The sequence below is a fragment of the Shimia aestuarii genome, assembly GCF_022814865.1.
Lineage (GTDB): Bacteria > Pseudomonadota > Alphaproteobacteria > Rhodobacterales > Rhodobacteraceae > Shimia > Shimia aestuarii_A.
Window position 1 is genome coordinate 39,947 of sequence record NZ_JAKVRD010000019.1, and the last position, 17,510, is coordinate 57,456.

At 57.8% G+C, this 17,510-nt stretch carries 16 protein-coding genes; 1 reads left to right on the plus strand and 15 read right to left on the minus strand.

The genetic code is table 11. From position 1 onward, the window contains the following. The first annotated feature begins 7 nt into the window (after positions 1 to 7). Complete coding sequence (locus MK745_RS15800) at positions 8 to 1,174, plus strand: CaiB/BaiF CoA transferase family protein (protein WP_243614208.1); 1,167 nt, start codon at positions 8 to 10, stop codon at positions 1,172 to 1,174. A gap of 21 nt (positions 1,175 to 1,195) precedes the next feature. Here the strand turns inward: MK745_RS15800 and MK745_RS15805 are convergent, their stop codons facing one another. From MK745_RS15805 to MK745_RS15875, 15 genes are all read right to left on the minus strand, one after another. Beyond that, positions 1,196 to 2,353 (minus strand): acyl-CoA dehydrogenase family protein, encoded by a 1,158-nt coding sequence (locus MK745_RS15805; RefSeq protein ID WP_243614209.1) that lies wholly within the window; start codon positions 2,351 to 2,353, stop codon positions 1,196 to 1,198. 205 nt (positions 2,354 to 2,558) lie between these two features. Continuing rightward, positions 2,559 to 3,485, minus strand: coding sequence for an electron transfer flavoprotein subunit alpha/FixB family protein (locus tag MK745_RS15810; protein WP_243614210.1), 927 nt, complete (start codon positions 3,483 to 3,485; stop codon positions 2,559 to 2,561). Continuing rightward, positions 3,485 to 4,243, minus strand: a complete 759-nt coding sequence (locus MK745_RS15815; RefSeq protein ID WP_090029138.1) for an electron transfer flavoprotein subunit beta/FixA family protein — start codon at positions 4,241 to 4,243, stop codon at positions 3,485 to 3,487. The genes MK745_RS15810 and MK745_RS15815 overlap by 1 nt, the downstream gene beginning before the upstream one ends. A 42-nt stretch (positions 4,244 to 4,285) precedes the next feature. Further along, positions 4,286 to 5,068: an enoyl-CoA hydratase/isomerase family protein gene (locus MK745_RS15820; protein WP_136340178.1), complete on the minus strand. Its 783-nt coding sequence runs from the start codon at positions 5,066 to 5,068 to the stop codon at positions 4,286 to 4,288. Between the two features lie 11 nt (positions 5,069 to 5,079). Then, a complete protein-coding gene (locus MK745_RS15825) occupies positions 5,080 to 5,856 on the minus strand; it encodes an enoyl-CoA hydratase/isomerase family protein (RefSeq protein ID WP_152467190.1) in 777 nt (258 codons plus the stop codon). A gap of 79 nt (positions 5,857 to 5,935) precedes the next feature. Continuing rightward, on the minus strand, positions 5,936 to 7,186 hold the full coding sequence (locus tag MK745_RS15830) for an ABC transporter substrate-binding protein (RefSeq protein WP_152467189.1): 1,251 nt from the start codon (positions 7,184 to 7,186) through the stop codon (positions 5,936 to 5,938). Between the two features lie 97 nt (positions 7,187 to 7,283). Continuing rightward, the gene (locus MK745_RS15835; RefSeq protein WP_411028170.1) at positions 7,284 to 8,522 is read right to left on the minus strand and encodes an ABC transporter substrate-binding protein; all 1,239 of its coding nucleotides are present in this window, start codon (positions 8,520 to 8,522) and stop codon (positions 7,284 to 7,286) included. A 33-nt stretch (positions 8,523 to 8,555) separates the two neighbouring features. Continuing rightward, entirely contained in the window at positions 8,556 to 9,365 is an 810-nt protein-coding gene (locus MK745_RS15840; protein WP_243614229.1) for an ABC transporter ATP-binding protein, read from the minus strand. A gap of 10 nt (positions 9,366 to 9,375) precedes the next feature. Next, entirely contained in the window at positions 9,376 to 10,449 is a 1,074-nt protein-coding gene (locus tag MK745_RS15845) for a branched-chain amino acid ABC transporter permease (RefSeq protein WP_243614211.1), read from the minus strand. Between the two features lie 3 nt (positions 10,450 to 10,452). Further along, a complete protein-coding gene (locus MK745_RS15850) occupies positions 10,453 to 11,340 on the minus strand; it encodes a branched-chain amino acid ABC transporter permease (protein ID WP_067919594.1) in 888 nt (295 codons plus the stop codon). Further along, complete coding sequence (locus tag MK745_RS15855) at positions 11,341 to 13,260, minus strand: AMP-dependent synthetase/ligase (protein ID WP_243614212.1); 1,920 nt, start codon at positions 13,258 to 13,260, stop codon at positions 11,341 to 11,343. Then, complete coding sequence (locus MK745_RS15860) at positions 13,253 to 14,059, minus strand: ABC transporter ATP-binding protein (protein ID WP_243614213.1); 807 nt, start codon at positions 14,057 to 14,059, stop codon at positions 13,253 to 13,255. The genes MK745_RS15855 and MK745_RS15860 overlap by 8 nt, the downstream gene beginning before the upstream one ends. Positions 14,060 to 14,096: 37 nt before the next feature. Further along, complete coding sequence (locus MK745_RS15865; protein WP_243614214.1) at positions 14,097 to 14,951, minus strand: SDR family oxidoreductase; 855 nt, start codon at positions 14,949 to 14,951, stop codon at positions 14,097 to 14,099. Positions 14,952 to 15,056: 105 nt separating this feature from the next. Next, positions 15,057 to 16,223, minus strand: a complete 1,167-nt coding sequence (locus tag MK745_RS15870) for an acyl-CoA dehydrogenase family protein (RefSeq protein ID WP_243614215.1) — start codon at positions 16,221 to 16,223, stop codon at positions 15,057 to 15,059. Further along, positions 16,220 to 17,431, minus strand: a complete 1,212-nt coding sequence (locus MK745_RS15875) for a CaiB/BaiF CoA transferase family protein (RefSeq protein ID WP_243614216.1) — start codon at positions 17,429 to 17,431, stop codon at positions 16,220 to 16,222. The genes MK745_RS15870 and MK745_RS15875 overlap by 4 nt, the downstream gene beginning before the upstream one ends. Positions 17,432 to 17,510 lie beyond the last annotated feature (79 nt).

Sequence of the window (17,510 nt, forward strand, 5' to 3'; positions counted from 1 at the left end):
CAATCAAATGACCGATGAGAACAATCCGGCGATCCTTCAAGACGTGAAGATCGTCGATCTGACTTCTGTAGTTTTCGGACCTTTGGCGACGCAGATGCTGGGCGATCTGGGGGCCGATGTGATCAAGGTGGAAGGCCCCGAGGGCGATCTTCTTCGCCAGGTCCAGCCATCGCGCAACAAGCTGATGGGTGCCGCTTTTCTGGGGGCCAACCGTAACAAGCGCAGTGTCGTACTGGACCTAAAAACGCAAACCGGACGCGATCAGTTGCGCAAACTGCTCATCGATGCCGATGTGATGATTTCGAGCATTCGACCTGCGGCGCTGGCCAGATTGTCTTTGGATCCCGAAACTCTACGCCAGGAAAACCCGAACCTGATCACGGTATCCGCCACCGGTTTCGGGCAGGACGGGCCCTATGCCGCCAAGCCTGCATTCGACGATTCCGTCCAGTCGGTGTCGGGATTGGCCAGCCTGGCGACCCTTCGCGACCCCGAGGCACCGCCCGCTTATGCCCCGACAATTCTCGCCGACAAGCTTGGCGGGGTCACCGCTGCCTATGCCGTGATGGGTGCACTATTCCACCGCGAACGTACTGGAGAGGCCCAGCATGTCGAGGTTCCGATGTTTGAGACGCTGGCCGCCTTCCTGTTGGCCGAACATATGGATGGTGCCACCTTTGAAGAGCTTCCGCAGGATTTCGGCTATGCCCGCATGCTGGTTCCGCACCGGCGTCCAGTTCAGACCGCTGATGGCTACATCACAATTCTGCCTTACACCAACGTACAATGGGCGCGGTTCTTCAAGACGGTTGGGCGCAATGACATGATCGACCATGTCTGGGTCACGGACATGGACGCCCGTAGCCGCAACATCGGCGCAGTATACGATATAGTGGCGCACATTGCGCTGACCCGGACCACAGATGAGTGGCTTGACCTCATGGAGCAGGCCGACATACCCGCCATGCCAGTGCGCCACCTGTCAGATTTGCCGAACGATCCCCATCTTGCCGCAACCGGGTTCTTTCAACGGATTGATCACCCGACCGAAGGTGCGATCTGGACGACACGCCCGCCGGTTCGCTTTTCGGCGACCCCTGCGCGACATGATCATCGCCCGGCCCCGCGACTTGGGGAACACAGCGACGAAATTCTGGGACCGGGCAGGGAATAGCCCCACCCGGCACCGGACGGATCAAACATCCATCGAGCGTGCGATCAGTTCCTTCATGATCTCGTTGGTGCCGCCATAGATCATCTGGACCCTGCTGTCGGCATAAAGTCGCGCGATGGGGTATTCCATCATGAAACCGTAACCGCCGTGCAGTTGCAGGCATTCATGCATGACCTCGTTCTGCGTCTGGCTGCCCCACCATTTCGCCATCGAAGCCGTGGCCGCATCAAGTTCGCCCGCTTCAAGACGCGCGAGCCCGTCATTTACGAAAGAACGTAGCAATTCGGCCTTGGTTTTGCATTCCGCCAGTTTGAAGCGTGTATTCTGGAAGTCCATGATCCGGCTTCCAAATGCCTTGCGGTCCTGAACATATTTCACCGTTTCATCGATCGCAAAATCAATAAAACCGAGCGCGGTAATGCCGATCATCAGCCGCTCCCAAGGCAGCTGCTTCATCAGCTGGTAGAACCCCTGCCCCTCTTCCGGACCAAGCAGGTTCGCCGTGGGCACGCGCACATCCTCGAAGAACAGCTCAGCAGTATCCGAACCTTTCATACCCAGTTTCTTCAGGTTCCGTCCCCGGCGAAAGCCTTCGGCGCCCTCGGTTTCCAGAACGATCAACGAAACGCCCTTGGCGCCGGCGTTGCGATCGGTCTTTGCCACGATAACAACGAGATCCGCCGTGTGCCCGTTTGTGATAAAGATCTTCGAACCGTTGATCTTGTAGTGGTTGCCATCCTTTTCCGCATAGGTTTGTACGTTCTGGAGGTCAGAGCCCGTTCCAGGCTCGGTCATGGCAATCGCCGCAACGCTGTCGCCGCTGACCAGTTTCGGCAACCACTTTTTCTTCTGTTCCTCACTGCCATATGCGTTGAGATAATGGATTACGATGGACTGAATCCCATAGCCCCAACCCGTATCACCGGTGCGCCCCTGCTCGTAGACGGTAATCGCGTCGAACCCGATGCCGCCACCGAACCCACCATATTCTTCGGCAATCGAGCCACCCATGACACCCTGCTGACCGACTGTTTTCCAGAAGTCGCGGTCAACAACTCCCTGCTCCGCCCATTTTTCAATCTTCGGAGCCATCTCTGCATCGAAAAGCCTGCGTGTACTATCGGCGAACATCTTGTGCTCATCCACTGCCCAACTCGGGGAGTTCTTGATCAGAGACATGTTTTATTCCTATCGAGTCATGCTTGCATTGAGGAAATCTAACAAGAGTTTTTTTCTCGACAATGAACCCGAGCCGTTCTGACGGAGCGTCACACGGCTTCGGACCGTGCGCATCCGGATTTTTCCAATCAACGCGCCGCCCATTCGGCTCGTACAAAAAGGCCCGACAAAACAGGCGGGCCTTTTTGTAATTTTTGCAATGGACTTACAGCTTGTCGGTCAATTCAGGCACAGCTTCGAACAGGTCGGCGACCAGACCGTAATCGGCCACCTGGAAGATCGGCGCCTCTTCGTCCTTGTTGATGGCGACGATGATCTTGGAATCCTTCATGCCGGCCAGGTGCTGGATCGCACCCGAAATGCCAACGGCGATGTAGAGATCAGGGGCGACCACCTTGCCAGTCTGTCCCACCTGCCAGTCGTTCGGGGCAAAGCCCGAGTCGACGGCGGCGCGCGACGCACCAACGGCGGCGCCCAGCTTGTCGGCCAGCTTCTCGATCAGCGCGAAATCGTCTTCCGAGCCCACGCCACGGCCACCCGACACGACCACGCCGGCCGAGGTCAGCTCGGGACGGTCGCTTTCGGCGACCTTGTCTTCGACCCATTCCGACAGGCCCGAAGCGGATGCGCCGCCCACGGTTTCCACAGTGGCCGAGCCTCCGGTGCCGGCCGCGTCGAAGCTGGCGGCGCGGAAGGACACGACCTTTTTCGCGTCGCCCGATTTCACCGTCTGGATCGCGTTACCTGCATAGATCGGGCGCTCGAACGTGTCGGCATCGACCACGCCCGAGACGTCGGTCAGCATCATCACGTCCAGCAGCGCGGCCACGCGGGGCAGCACGTTCTTGGCGTCGGTGGTGGCGGGCGCCACGATGTGATCGTAATCGCCTGCCAGCGACACGATCAGGTCGGCGGTCGATTCCGCCAGGCGATGACCCAGCGCGGGGTCTTCGGCGACCAGCACCTTGGCCACGCCGTCGATTGTCGCGGCTTCTTTCGCGGCGTCGGCGGCGGATGCGCCGGCGCACAGAACCGTCACGTCGCCCAGGGCCTTGGACGCGGTGACCGCCTTTGCGGTCGCGTCCATCGACAGTTCACCATTGTTGACTTCGGCAAGAAGAAGAACAGCCATCACACCGCTCCCTTTTCCTTGAGTTTCGCAACCAGCTCGTCGACCGAGCCAACCATTTCACCGGCGGCGCGTTCGGCCGGCTCGGACGTCTTGACCACGGTCAGGCGCGGGGTGACGTCGACGCCGTAATCGGCGGCGGTCTTTTCATCCAGCGGCTTTTTCTTGGCCTTCATGATGTTGGGCAGCGACGCATAGCGCGGTTCGTTCAGGCGCAGGTCGACGGAAACGACGGTCGGCATCTTGACCTTGATGGTCTGCAGGCCGCCATCGACCTCGCGGGTGACGACGGCGCTGTCGCCATCGATGCCCACTTCCGAGGCAAAGGTCGCCTGGCTCCAACCGAGGATCGCCGACAGCATCTGGCCGGTGGCATTCATGTCGTTGTCGATCGCCTGCTTGCCGCAGAGAACCAGACCGGGCTGTTCCTCTTCCACGACCTTGGCAAGGATCTTGGCCACTGCCAGCGGCTCGATATCCTGGTGCACGTCATCCGCTGCGACGACCAGGATGGCGCGGTCGGCGCCCATGGCCAGTGCGGTGCGCAGGGTTTCCTGCGCCTGTTTGACGCCGATGGATACCGCGACGACCTCTTCGGCTTTTCCCGCCTCTTTCAGGCGGATCGCCTCTTCAACGGCGATTTCGTCGAACGGGTTCATCGACATCTTAACGTTGGCGAGATCGACACCGCTGCCATCCGCCTTGACGCGGACCTTCACGTTGTAGTCGATCACGCGTTTCACAGGCACGAGTACCTTCATTGGCGTGGGCTCCTTGAGTTTTGCGATAAGGTTTCAACCGAGCTAACGGTCTTTGAATTCTGGAGTTCTTTTTTCCGAGAACGCTTTCATCGCCTCGGGAAAGTCATGCGCGCACAGCAAAACGCTTTGGGCATCGCGCTCGATATCCAGCGCCTCGAGATAGCTGCACTCGGCTGCGGCGCGCATCACACGCTTGGCGGTCTGAACGCCAAACATCGGGTGCGTTGCAATCTCGCGGGCAATTTCCAACGCCCGTACCTCGACCTGGTTGGCCGGCACGCATTCTTCGACAACGCGCAGGTCCCTAGCGGTGCGTCCGTCGATCTCGCGGCCCGTGAGCACCAGCATCCGCGCCACCCCCGCACCGGCACGCTGTTGAAGCAGCCAGCTTGATCCCGTGTCAGGACAGCCGCCGACGCGCGCAAAAACTTCGCACAGCCGGGCATCTTCGGCAGCAACGACAATGTCCGCCGACAAGGCCAGGCTTAAACCCGCGCCAAAAGCCACGCCGCATACCGCGGAAATCAGAGGTTTGCGAAACAGATAGGCCGCGCGTCCGCCATCGTGAACCAGCTCCACCATTTCCGATGTCGCCTTTGCGCCTTTCGCGATCTCAGACTGAAACCCGACAAGATCGCCGCCGCTGCTGAAATGATCGCCACCGGTCATAACAACGACACGGATCGTAGCGTCCCGTTCGGCTTCGCGCAGGAGCGCCACTAGTTCTTCGACGAACCCGATGCTGTAAGGGTTGCGTTTTGTCGGCTGAAGAAACCGCAGGATTCCGACAGGGCCATCCCTGTCCAGGCGAATAAGCTCAGTCATTCAAGCCTCCATCAGGTCCCGGTCCAGACGGGTGCTCGCTTTTCAGCAAAGGCCTTTGGGCCTTCAATCGCGTCGTTGCTGGCGTAAACCACCTCGTGCAGGCGCTTGCCCTCTTCCAGACCACCGGCACAGCCAAGATCCATGGTTGCGCGAACACTGCCTTTCGCGGCAACAACCGACAGCGGGGCCGCGCTGGCAATGCGTTTGGCAAGGTCGAAGGCCCGTGCGCGGACAGCATCGGGAGTGTCTTCGATATAGTTGGTGAACCCGTATTCGTGCAGGCGCTCGATCGGCATCAAGTCGCCGGTCAGAACTATTTCCATAAGGATGGGCTGCGGCAGCATGGACAATGCTGGCGATGCCCAAGGCGATCCACGACCGATCTTTACTTCGGTGATACCGACCTTGGTCCCCTTGAGACCGACCCGCAGATCGCAATTCAAAGTCAGCATCATTCCGCCCGCCATCAGCGACCCCGTCATCGCCGCGATGATCGGTTTCTTGCAGGCGCGCATTGTCTCGTGAAACGGGTCGCGCATCTTGGTCAGAATATCGACGCCCTCGTCGCGTGCGATTTTTGTGGCTTCCTTCAGATCCAGTCCGGCGCTGAACACGCCACAATCGGCCGAAGTCAGAATGGCCACACGAACGCTGTCATCCGCCTCGATCTTTTCCCAAGCATCGGTCAGCCCGTTCGTAGCCGCCACGGAAAGTGCGTTTTTGCGTTCGGGCCGGTTAATACAGACGGTTGCAATTCCGTCTTCGATCTTCACGTCAATGGGGCTCATGATACCTGCTTCGCTTTCTCGGGACAATCTAACTGCGGAAAGCTTCCCCGCGACGTGTCTGCCGCGGGGAAGCCCAGTCTTATTCGACGGTGAAAGTCGCCGAGCTGTGCTTGATGACATCCCAAACAACGTCGAGATAGTCGGCGCTCCAGTCGGTCAGCGGAACCCAGGTTTCGCCATTCCACTGTTCGACCCGGGTCTTGCCACCACCTCCGTGGTCTTTGTCGGTCACTGTAACCGGGGCCATGATGCCGTTTCCATCGAAGTTCTCGATCGATTCAAAGGCATTCTTCATGGTTTCCGGTGTGATCGGCCAACCGTTTTCGGTAATCGCAATACGCGCAGCTTCGAAACCGGCCGAGTAGATCGCCATGCCCGTATTGTAGTACACGTCGCGCACGAGGCTCTCGGGTCCGCTGCCCTTGCCATTGGCATAGTAGGTGTCCAGCATCGTCTTGACGATCGGAACTTCCTGGCCACCGGCCACGTTCGTCCCGCGCAGGATGCCTTTCGCCTCTTCCGCGCCGATATTGGCGATATCGACTTCGTTCAGCCAGTTCACCGACAGATAGCGGTCGATCGGGAAACGGTTGCGGCGCATTTCCTTCGAGGCGACCACATGTCCGCCCGCCAGTAGCCAGCTGATCACATAGTCGGGCTTGTCGCGGCGGATTTTGCTCCATGCGCCGGCTTGATCCGACCCGGGAAGCGGTACGGGATACAGCTCCAACTCGAACCCTTCCTTTTCGGAAAGCGTTTTCAGGATCTCGATCGGTTCCTGGCCAAAGGGATAATCCAGATAGATGAACCCGATCTTCGCCTTGCTCAAGTCACCGCCCATCTGACCCTTGATGAAGGCAACGTCATTTGCCGCCTGCTGCCAGTACGTCGGACCGACCGGGAAAACCCATTCGAACACTTCGCCGTCCACCGCGTCACCGCGGCCAACGAAAGACTGCATCAGTACGTTACCGTCCTTCATGGCACGCGGCAAAACCGCGTTCGTGACCGGCGTGGACAGAAAATTGAAAAGGAAAACGCCTTCGCGCTTGAGCTGCTCATAGCATTCCACGCCACGCTGCGGTTCGTTGCCGTGATCGCGAATGATGACTTCAACCGGATGCCCTTCAATACCACCGTTTTCGTTGGTGTACATCGCGAGATCCTGCGCGGCCTGGGCCACCTGCGGCGAAATGAACGTGTAGGATTTACTGAGGTCGAAGCAGAGTCCGAAGCGGATCGGCTCCTTGTCCTGCGCTGAGGCCACAGTCGCGCTTGCTGCCAGCGCAGTAGCAAGGACCACTGCCTTAATGTGCTGTTTGACTTTCATGTTTTCTCTCTCCCGTTTCTAGGGTTTAGGGCGATGATACCGTTTCGTAAGCGCCGCTGCCGCCCTGCGTAGCGTCACCCTTCCTGCTACCTGTCTTTCACTGCTCGTATTTTGAGGAACTTTCTTTCACCACGTCCCACACGACGTCCGTGTACTCAGAGATCCAGTCGGTTTGCGGCACCCAAGTCTCCCCGTCCCACATCTCGATCCGGGTCTTACCGCCGCCGCCATGATCTTCGGCCGTCACCGTAATGGGGGCCATCAGCCCGTTCGCGTCGTATCCCTCAAGAGATTCCAGTCCGGCTTTGTAGGACTCCGCGGTTATCGGAAGGCCTTCCTGTTCTGCCGCCCTGCGCGCGGCTTCGAACATGATTGAATACATCGCCAGACCGGTGTTGTAGAAAACGTCCTGCGTCTTCTCGATCGGGCCGGACCCCTCGCCCTTGTCATAAAGCTCGGACATGATTTCCTGATACAGGGCAATATCCTGACCGCCCACGACATTGGTACCGCGCTTGATACCCTTGGCGGCCTCTTCACCGATGTTGGCGATATCGACTTCGTTCAACCAGTTGACCGATATGTACTTGTCCATCGGAATGCGATTGCGCTGCATCTCCTTCGACGCAACCACATGCGCACCGCCCAACATCCAGACGATTACATGATCGGGCTTGTCGCGGCGCACCTTGGACCACACACCGGCCTGGTCACTGCCCGGAAGCGGCACGGGGTACAGCTCAAGCTCGAAACCCTCTTTTTCGGACAAGGTTTCCAGGATCTCGATCGGCTCCTGTCCGAAAGGATAATCGAAATACACAAACCCCACCTTCACGTCCGACAAGTCGCCATCATGCAATTGCTTTATGTAGGCAACATCATTGGCCGCCTGTCCCCAATAGGTCGGTCCGACCGGATAGACCCATTCGAAAACGGTGCCGTCAACGGCATCGCCTCGGCCGACAAGCGACTGCATCAGGATACGCCCGTCTTCCATGGCCCGCGGCAGGATAGCCAGAGAGACCGGAGTGGACAGGGTATCGAAGACGAATACACCCTCGCGGCTGAGCTTGGAGTAGCACTCGATTCCGCGCTGCGGTTCGTTCCCGTGGTCACGCACGTTGACTTCGACCGGTTCCCCACCGATGCCGCCCTTCATGTTGATGAGCTTGGCAAGGTCCATCGCGGCCTGCGAAACCTGCGGCGTGGCAAAGGTATAGGCCTTGCTGAGATCGTAGCAGATGCCGATCTTGAATGGCTCTGCCAGCGTCTGGGTGCCGAACATTGCTCCGCCGAACATTGATAATACGGCCAACGCTTTGGTAAGTTTCTTCATTTGTTCCTCCCTGAACAGTTTCCGAATAGTACGTTAGCTCAGCCAACGTTTGCGTCGGCTGTAGTGCTTGACGTTGTGAAAATCAGTCTCTCCGCCGCCTAGATAGAACTCCTGAATATCGGAGTTAGATTTGAGCGCCTCGGCCGTGCCGTGCATAACAACGCGGCCGTTCTCGATAAGATACCCTTGCGAAACGATCTCCAGAGCCGCCAGGGCGTTCTGTTCCACCAGCAGTACGGACAGGCCCTCATCCTTATTGATCTTTTGCAGGATGCCGAAGATTTCCTCGACCAGGAACGGAGCAAGCCCGAGACTTGGTTCATCAAGCATCAACAGCTTCGGCTGGGTCACGAGGGCCCGCCCAATGGCAAGCATCTGTTGCTCACCACCCGACAAATAGCCTGCTTGCGAATTTTTGCGTTCGGCAAGCCGCGGAAAATATCCGTAGATCTTTTCCTTTTCCGCATTCAGCGTTGATCGGGACATTCCGCGTGGCGCGGCGGCGGTCAGGTTCTCGTCGGGGGTCAGGTGTTCGAAGACCCGCCGCCCTTCGATGACATGACAGATGCCCATCTCGACGCGTTTTTGCGCGAGCGCTTCGGTAATGTCCGTTCCCTGGAACGTTATCTCACCTCGGCTGATGCGTCCGCGCTCGGCCTTCAAAAGACCGCTGATCGCTTTCAACGTGGTACTTTTCCCAGCTCCGTTCGATCCCAAGAGTGCGATCATCTCGCCCTTTGGGACTTGGACCGAAACACCTTTGATCGCCAGTATTACATTGTCGTACAGTACTTCGACGCTGTTCATGGATAGAATGTTCTGGGCTTCAACTTTTTCTTGCATCGGCATTCCCCTATTTCTTGAACTGATCGAAGGGCCAGACCATCAGATAGTCTCTGATGTTGCCGTAGAGTTTTCCCAAACCGAGTGGTTCGATCAGAAGGATAATGACGATCAGTGCGCCATAGACTGCGTTCGGGATGTGAGCGAGTGTTTCAACATCGATCTGCATGCCAAGCCCGTCACTCAGCGTGACGACGAGACCGTTCACGATACCCGGAACAAGAAGGATCAGGGCAACACCGAAATAGGAACCGATAATGCTGCCAAGGCCGCCAACAATCACCATCGCAAGAACCTGGATCGAAACGGCAACCGAGAATTGCTCGGGTGCGGCGAGAAAGAAAAAGGTGGCAACAAGCAACGCACCGCTGACGCCTGCGATGAACGAAGAAGTCGCGAATGCGAGGATTTTGTAGTAGAAACTGTTCACACCCAGGATCGCGGCCGCAAAGTCTTTTTCCCGGACAGCGACCAAGGCGCGACCGAGTCCAGTACGCTTGAGATTAAGCATGAAGATCGTCACCAACACACACCAGCCGAAGGCGACATAGTAGAAGCCAGTATCAGTGGTAATCTCTTGCCCGAGCAGCGCCAATGTCGGTGACTGGAGCGACGCGTGTGAGCCCCCCGAGATCGCCGGAGAGTGGGTCAGAACCCAGTCCATCACGAATTGCATCGCAAGAGTGGTAAGGGCGAGATACAGTCCCTTGACCCGCAAAGCGGCAAAAGCAAATAGGCTGCCGATTACCGCTGACGTCAATCCGCCGATGATAAGGGCGAATTCCCACGGCACCCCGAAACGCGCGGCATGGATCGCCGAATAGGCGCCGACGGCCATGACCGCAGCATAACCCAAGTGAAGTTGGCCTGCCCAACCTGTCACCAGATTCAATCCAAGCGCGGCGGCCGTCCAGATCAGCCAGGGAAGCATGTAGCTGTTCAGATAAAGCGACGGGATGATGAATGGCGCGGCAAGGCCAATCAAGAAGATGAATGCTGTCAGATTCCGGTCAGCAGGCACCTTGAAGATTCGGCTATCCGAAACGTAGTTGGCGTGATGGACGCCAGAAAGTCTGTAAAACATGCCTTACACCCTTTCGATGTCGTGACGACCGAACAGCCCGTGCGGACGGATCATGACGGTAAGAATGAGCACAGCAGCGACGATAAGCTCACGGCTTCCGCCTCCGACAAGCGGATCGAGGAAATCAGCGCCAACGTTTTCGACGACACCTAGGATGATGCCTGCGATCACGGCGCCAAGGATACTGTCGAGACCACCGAGAACGGCAACCGTCAGACCTTTGAGAAGCAACAGCGACAGCGCCTGATCGACACCCTGAATCTCACCCCAGATGACGCCAGCGGCGACGGCAACAACTGATGCCAATGCCCAGGACAACCCAACGCCGCGCTCAACCGAGATACCTACCGACCATGAAGCCATGTAATCATCCGCGATCGCCCGCAACTTGATCCCGGTCCGGGTTCGGAAAAACAGCATGAATGCGACAAACAAGGCGAGCGCAACACCGGCACCAACCAGATGGATGCGGCTGATGAAGATGTCGCCCAGGAACAGCGGATCATAGCTGACGCCCAGTTCCATCGAACGCGACGTCCCGCCCCAGATCGCAAGCGTTGTACCCCGAAGGAAAATGTCGAGGCCGAGTGTCAGCATCAAGATCATGACAACCGGCCGACCTGCGAGACGGCGCAAAGCAACACGCTCAATGCCGAACCCAAGGCCGAACATGACAACCGCAGCCAGAGGGATGGCCAGCCACAAGGGTAAACCCACGTCGCGTGCCAGCGCCAAGACCACATAGGCCCCGACCATGGTCAACCCGCCCTGCGCCAGATTGGGCACCGAAGATGCCTTGTAGATCAGCACAAGGCCGATGGCGAATAGCGAGTACAGCAGACCCGTCAAGGCTCCGTTGATCGCAAGCTCTGATAGAAAGACCCAGTCCATTTATACCTCCCTGATGGGAAGGCTTCTTTCGACCTTCCCTACTTCCCCGGTCTCGTAAGTCACCTGCGCGCTTACATGGACCTCTTTTGAACCGTCGTAGAGCGCCGCGATCACGTCAGCATAGCGTTCCTGAACGACCTTGCGCCGTAGTTTTCGTGTCCGTGTGATTTCACCATCGTCCGGGTCGAATTCTTTCGGCAGACTGACAAAGCGTTGCAGGCGCAATGGTTCGGTGACGGCCTTGTTGACCCGTTGGAAGGCCTCGCGAAGCAACGTCGCGACCTCTTCACGCTGAGAAAGATCGGCATATGACACGTAAGGTACGCCGTTCACTTCGGCCCAGTGCCCCACGGCCTCGAAATCCACGCAGACCATCGCCGTCAGTTCCTTCAGCCCGGCGCCGATTACGGCAGCATCCTTAATATACGGGCTGAATTTCAACCGGTTCTCGATGTAGTTTGGCACAAACCGCTCGCCTCCGGCCGTATGCATGACCTCGGAGACGCGCCCCAGAACAACCAAGTGTCCATCTTCCTCCAAATACCCGGCATCACCTGTATGCAGCCACCCGCCCTCAAGGGCTTCGGCGGTCGCTTCGGGTTTGTTGAAGTACCCTTCGAATACGCTGTCCGAGCGTACCAGGATCTCCCCGTCCTCGGCGATGGTCACCTCGACGCCGGGCGCGGGTTTGCCAACGGTATGAAGGCGCACTTCACCCGGAGACTGAATTGCATTGATCGCGCTGTTTTCGGTTTGGCCATAGAGTTGGCGCAATTTGATTCCCAAGGCTCGGTAGAAAACAAAGGTGTCTTCGCCGATCGCTTCACCGCCGGTGAACGCGTTCTTGAGGCGGTTCATTCCGAACTGGTCCTTGATCGGACCGAAAATGATTGCCTCACCCAAAAGTCGGCCCAAAGGCTCCAATATACCACCGCTTTTTCCGTTCAGCTTGCGTGTCTCAGCTGCGATGGCCCGATCCATGAAGAAATGGTACAGCCATTTCTTGAAAGGGGTCGAATTCTCGATACCCACCTGGATTGTCGTCAGCATTTGGTCCCAGCTTCTCGGCGCCGCCAGATAGAAGGTCGGAGCGATCTCGCGCATGTCGCGCACGACCGTTTCCTGGCGCTCAGGCACATTCACGGTGAAACGCCAAAGGAGTGCCGCGGCAACGGTTATGGCGAAGTCTCCCACCCAGGCCATCGGCAAGTACGCGAGGATCTCCTCATTTTCGTCGAAGGCACCCGCCGCATGTCCATTCCGAGCAGCAGCAAGAACGTTCTTCTGACTCAGTACGATGCCCTTCGGCGCGCCCGTCGTTCCGGAGGAGTGCAGAAAAATGGCCGGATCTTCCGGCTTCGCACGACTAAGCAGTTCCTCACGCAGACCCGGGGTTTCGTTCAGATCGTGCTGACCAACTTCGATCAGGTGATCCCAGGACATCAGCCCTTCAACCTCGTAGAAGCCAAGACCGCGCGCTTCATCATAAATGATGTGGTCGATGCCCTCGGCGCCCGCGTCCTTCAGTTCCAGGATCTTGTCAACCTGTTCCTGATCTTCCGCAATAGCCGCGACGATCTCGACTTCGCCAAGAAAGTGCCGTAGTTCCTCAAGAGTTGCGCCCGGATAAGCGGGCATGGCGTAGGCACCCAGCAACGAAACAGCCAGCATGCCGCCATAGAGCCGCGCACGGTTATCGCCCAGAACAAGCACTGCTTTGCCAGGCTTCACGCCGAATTTTTCAAGCCCAGCCGCACAGGCCACCACCTCTTGGGCGTATTCCGCCCAGGTGGTTTCTTTCCATATCCCACGCTCTTTTTCGCGACGGGCGATATCTTTTCCGTGGAGCGACGCGTTCTTCGCCAGAAGTGCACCAATCGTTTCGCCGCCTGAAGACCGGTTCTTCGTAAAATCAGTCATGCGACCCTCCGATATATGCCTCGATGACCCGCGGGTCCTTCACAACCTCCTTGGGGATGCCACTGGCGATCATTTCACCGTAATTCAGGGCCAGCATCCGATCACAAATGCCGGTGATGACATCCATATGGTGTTCGATCAGCAGAACGCTGACGCCGCGTTCGGCACGGGCATCCAGAATGAAACGGGACATATACCCTTTCTCTTCCTGGTTCATGCCAGCCATCGGTTCATCGAGAATCAGCATCTGTGGCTCGGCCACCAATGCCCGCGCCAGCTCGACCCGCTTTTTCAACCCGATCGGAAGACCATCGACCAACTCATGCCGGATGCTCTCGAGTTGTAGAAACTCGATCACCTCCTCGACGATTTTACGGTTCTCGATTTCTTCACGCTGTGCTGCCCACCAATATAGCGCCGTGCGCAAAACGCCTGGGCTCATGTGGATGTGCCGCCCGAGCAGGATGTTGTCCAGAACACTCATCCCGTTGAACAGGGCAAGATTTTGGAACGTCCTGGCAACCCCAAGCTTGGCAACCTTGTGAGGCGCTGTGCCCGTGATGTCTTTTCCTGCCAGCCGGACTTTGCCCTCGTTTGGCGGATAAAATCCGGTAACTGCGTTTGTTAGCGTTGTCTTGCCGCTGCCATTCGGACCGACAAGTCCAAAGATTTCCCCTTGTCGAATAACGAGGTCAACACCGGTGACAGCGACGATGCCGCCGAACCGTCGTTCAACCCCGCTGCACTCCAGTATCGCCCCATCATCGGCTCCGATTGCTGTTTTAATCTTTGTCGTCATCTAGATATCATTGTCCCCCTAAGGTTCACGGCCAACATCAGGTAATCCGGAAGTAGTCCGGCCGCCCCGTTGGCCATGGATCCCCCCACAATTGCTGCCCACCGTCGATGTTCAGAACTTCACCGGTTACGAATTTCCCTGAATTCGCTGCCATATAGACAACCCCTTCAGCGACATCCCATTCGTCCCCGGCGTGCCGCATCGGGTTGGAGTCCTGAAAGGTCGCAGAACCCTCCGGAGGGTAGTTCCCGAAACCGTTGCTTTCGCAGCAACCCGGCGCCACGCAGTTCACTCGGATACCGTGCGGGGCCCACTCCACCGCAACCGACTTGGACAGGTAAACTACCCCTGCCCGGGCCGCACAGGTATGCGCGATGCCGGGCATGCCGCGCCAGATATCGGCCACGATGTTGACGATGGAGCCCGATTGCTTGTTGGCCACCCAGTGGCGCGCCGTGGATTGCATCATCCACCACGTGCCGTTCAGGTTGGTGTCTATGACCGCATTCCAGCCCTTTGGACTAAACTCCAACGCTGCTTGCGGAAACTGACCCCCAGCATTGTTCACCAATACGTCAATCGCCCCGAACTCCTGGTTCGTCTTGGCGACAAAATCCTCGACCTGCTCAGGCTCCCGGATGGTCATAGGCACAGCAAAAACTTCGCCCCCGAAACTTTCAAGGAACTCCTTGGCCAAAGCCAGTTTCTCTTCGTTGCGTCCATTGATCGCCAGATTGGCCCCAAGCCTTGCGAACAGGGTCGCAATTGCCAGCCCCAATCCGCCTCCGGCCCCAGTCACCACAACGATCTTGCCGGTGAATAAACCGCTTGTGTAAACGGTTGCACGTTTTGACAGATCCCCCCTCGAAGACCCAAACTGCGTCTTATTCATGACGCCTCCTCCCATTCCCCACTAGGGGTATCTGCCATTAATCTAACGTATGTTAGAAAACTGGTCAAGTCACCTTTTCCCACCAGCCCCGCCTGTCATCTCCGATCAGTAAGACTTTGGAAGCCCAAGGGCTTTTTCTGCTATGAACGACAAAAGCATCTGCGGTGTCACCGGTACGATGCGGAAAAGCAGAGCCTCCCGCACTAACCGCTCCACGTGATATTCCTTGGCATATCCGAATCCGCCAAATGTAATTTGTGCGGCTTCGGTCGCCTCAACCGCGGCGTCGGCGGCCAAAAGTTTGGCGGCGTTCGCTTCGACGCCGCAGGGCTCTCCCGCATCGTAAAGGGTGGCGGCGTGCATCACCATGAGATTGGCAGATTCCACTCGCGCCCAGGCTTTGGCGAGTGGATGCTGAACACCCTGATTTTGGCCGATCGGGCGGTCAAAAATCACACGTTCGTTTGCATAATGTGCCGCTCGCGCCAGTGCGTTGCGCGCAATACCGATGCATTCACCGGCCACCAGGATGCGTTCGGGATTCAACCCGTGCAAAATTTGCCTAAAGCCTTTGCCCTCCTCCCCGATCAGGTCCTCAGCCGGAATCGGCAATCCATCGATGAAGACTTCGTTCGAATCGACAGCCTTTCGACCCATCTTTTCGATCTCTCGCACGTCAACGAAATTTCGGTCGAGATCTGTATAGAACAGGCTCAGCCCTTCGGTCGGGCTGCTCACATCCTCAAGCCGCGTTGTTCTGGCCAGAAGCAACATCTTGTCTGCCACCTGCGCGGTAGAAATCCAGACTTTTTGTCCGTGCACGACATATCTGTCCCCCCGCCGCACCGCCATGGTCTTCAGCTTTGTGGTATCCAGCCCCGTCGTCGGTTCGGTCACGGCGAAACAGGCCTTTTCATCGCCTGCTATTAGAGGGCCAAGCATACGCGCGCGCTGCTCATCGGTCCCAAACTTCACCACCGGGTTGAGCCCGAAAATGTTCATGTGGATGGCCGAGGCTCCGCTTGCGCCGGCCCCCGACTCGGCGATTGCCTGCATCATTATGGTCGCCTCGGTGATCCCCAGACCCGCGCCGCCGACAGCTTCTGGCATGGCGATACCTAGCCAGCCGCCATCGGCCATTGCCCTGTGCAGTTCATGGGGAAAACCACCGTTGCGATCCCGATCCAGCCAGTAGTCGTCGTCGAACCTTGCGCAAATCCGCAGAACCTGGTCGCGAATCTCTTGTTGGTCGGCGGTCAATCGAAATGTCATAGCGCGCGCCCTCTTTCCAATCTTACGAGCCCAGCCTCACATAGGGCAGCGATCCGCTCATCGTCAAAACCAAGATCACGCAGAATGCTTTGGCTGTCTGCGCCAGGCGGTCGTCCCAGCCAACGAAGCTGACCGGGCGTCGCGCTGAGATGAGGGACCGGACCAATGACCTGAGTCTGTTCGCCAGCGACCGACACGATATCCCCGCGATGGCGTATCTGCTCGTTCGTCGCGATTTCCTCGACACTCAACACACGCGAGGCAACGGCATCATGGCGGGCGAATACCGCCTCCACTTCCTTAGCCGTGTGCTGCATGACAAAATCATTGATCGCATCGAAGACCACAGCCATGTGCTGCGACATCTCGCCGAGTGTCGCAAACCGCGGATCATCGGCAAGGGCGTCCCCGCCGACTGCCCGCAACAGTCGTTGCGCGGTTTCCGCGCTCCCTGCTGAAACGGTCAGCCACACCCCATCGGACGTTCGGAACATCCCCCCCGGAGCAAAGTCCATCGGCTGGCGAAGCCCATTGCGCCGCGGCGAGAGGTTCGCGCCCGTCAATGCGGGAACCGGATAATCCATTAACCGAAGCAGGGCCTCGAACACTGCAAGATCGACGACCTGACCGCGTGCTATCCCCTTTTCGCGAGCAAATAGCGCGATCATGATTCCCAAAGCGCCCACTAGCCCTGTCGTGCTGTCGGCCGCCGGAAAGCCGGGGTGCATCGGCGGCCCTTCGGGAAAACCGGTCAGATGTGCCAAACCACTCATGGCCTCTGCAGCACGTCCAAACGCTGGCACGTCGCGCATCGGACCGTCCTGTCCGTAACCTGAAACCCGCAAAACAACCAAGTCCGGGTTCCAATCGTGCAAGACGTCTGGTCCAACACCAGCACGTTCTAGCACACCCGGACGGAAATTTTCGATCAGCACGTCGGCATCTTCGACCAACTTTCGCAGGATGTCCCGGCCCTCGTCGGACTTCCAGTCCAGGCCTAGTGTTTTCTTGTTACGGCCCAAAGTCTTCCACCAGACGCCCACCCCATCCTCTGCCTTGGGTCCAAGGTCGCGCATCATATCCGTCCGGTTGGGGGCTTCGATCTTGATGACATCTGCACCAAAATCCGAGAGTAAAGCTGCCGCAAGTGGTCCGGCAATTACGTGACCAAGTTCTATAATCTTCAGTTGATCAAGGGGTCCAGACATCTGCACTTTCGACTTTGCTAATTTTCTAATGGTTGTTCGATTCCTAGCAAAGGCGAAGTCGGACCTCAAGATTCAAAGG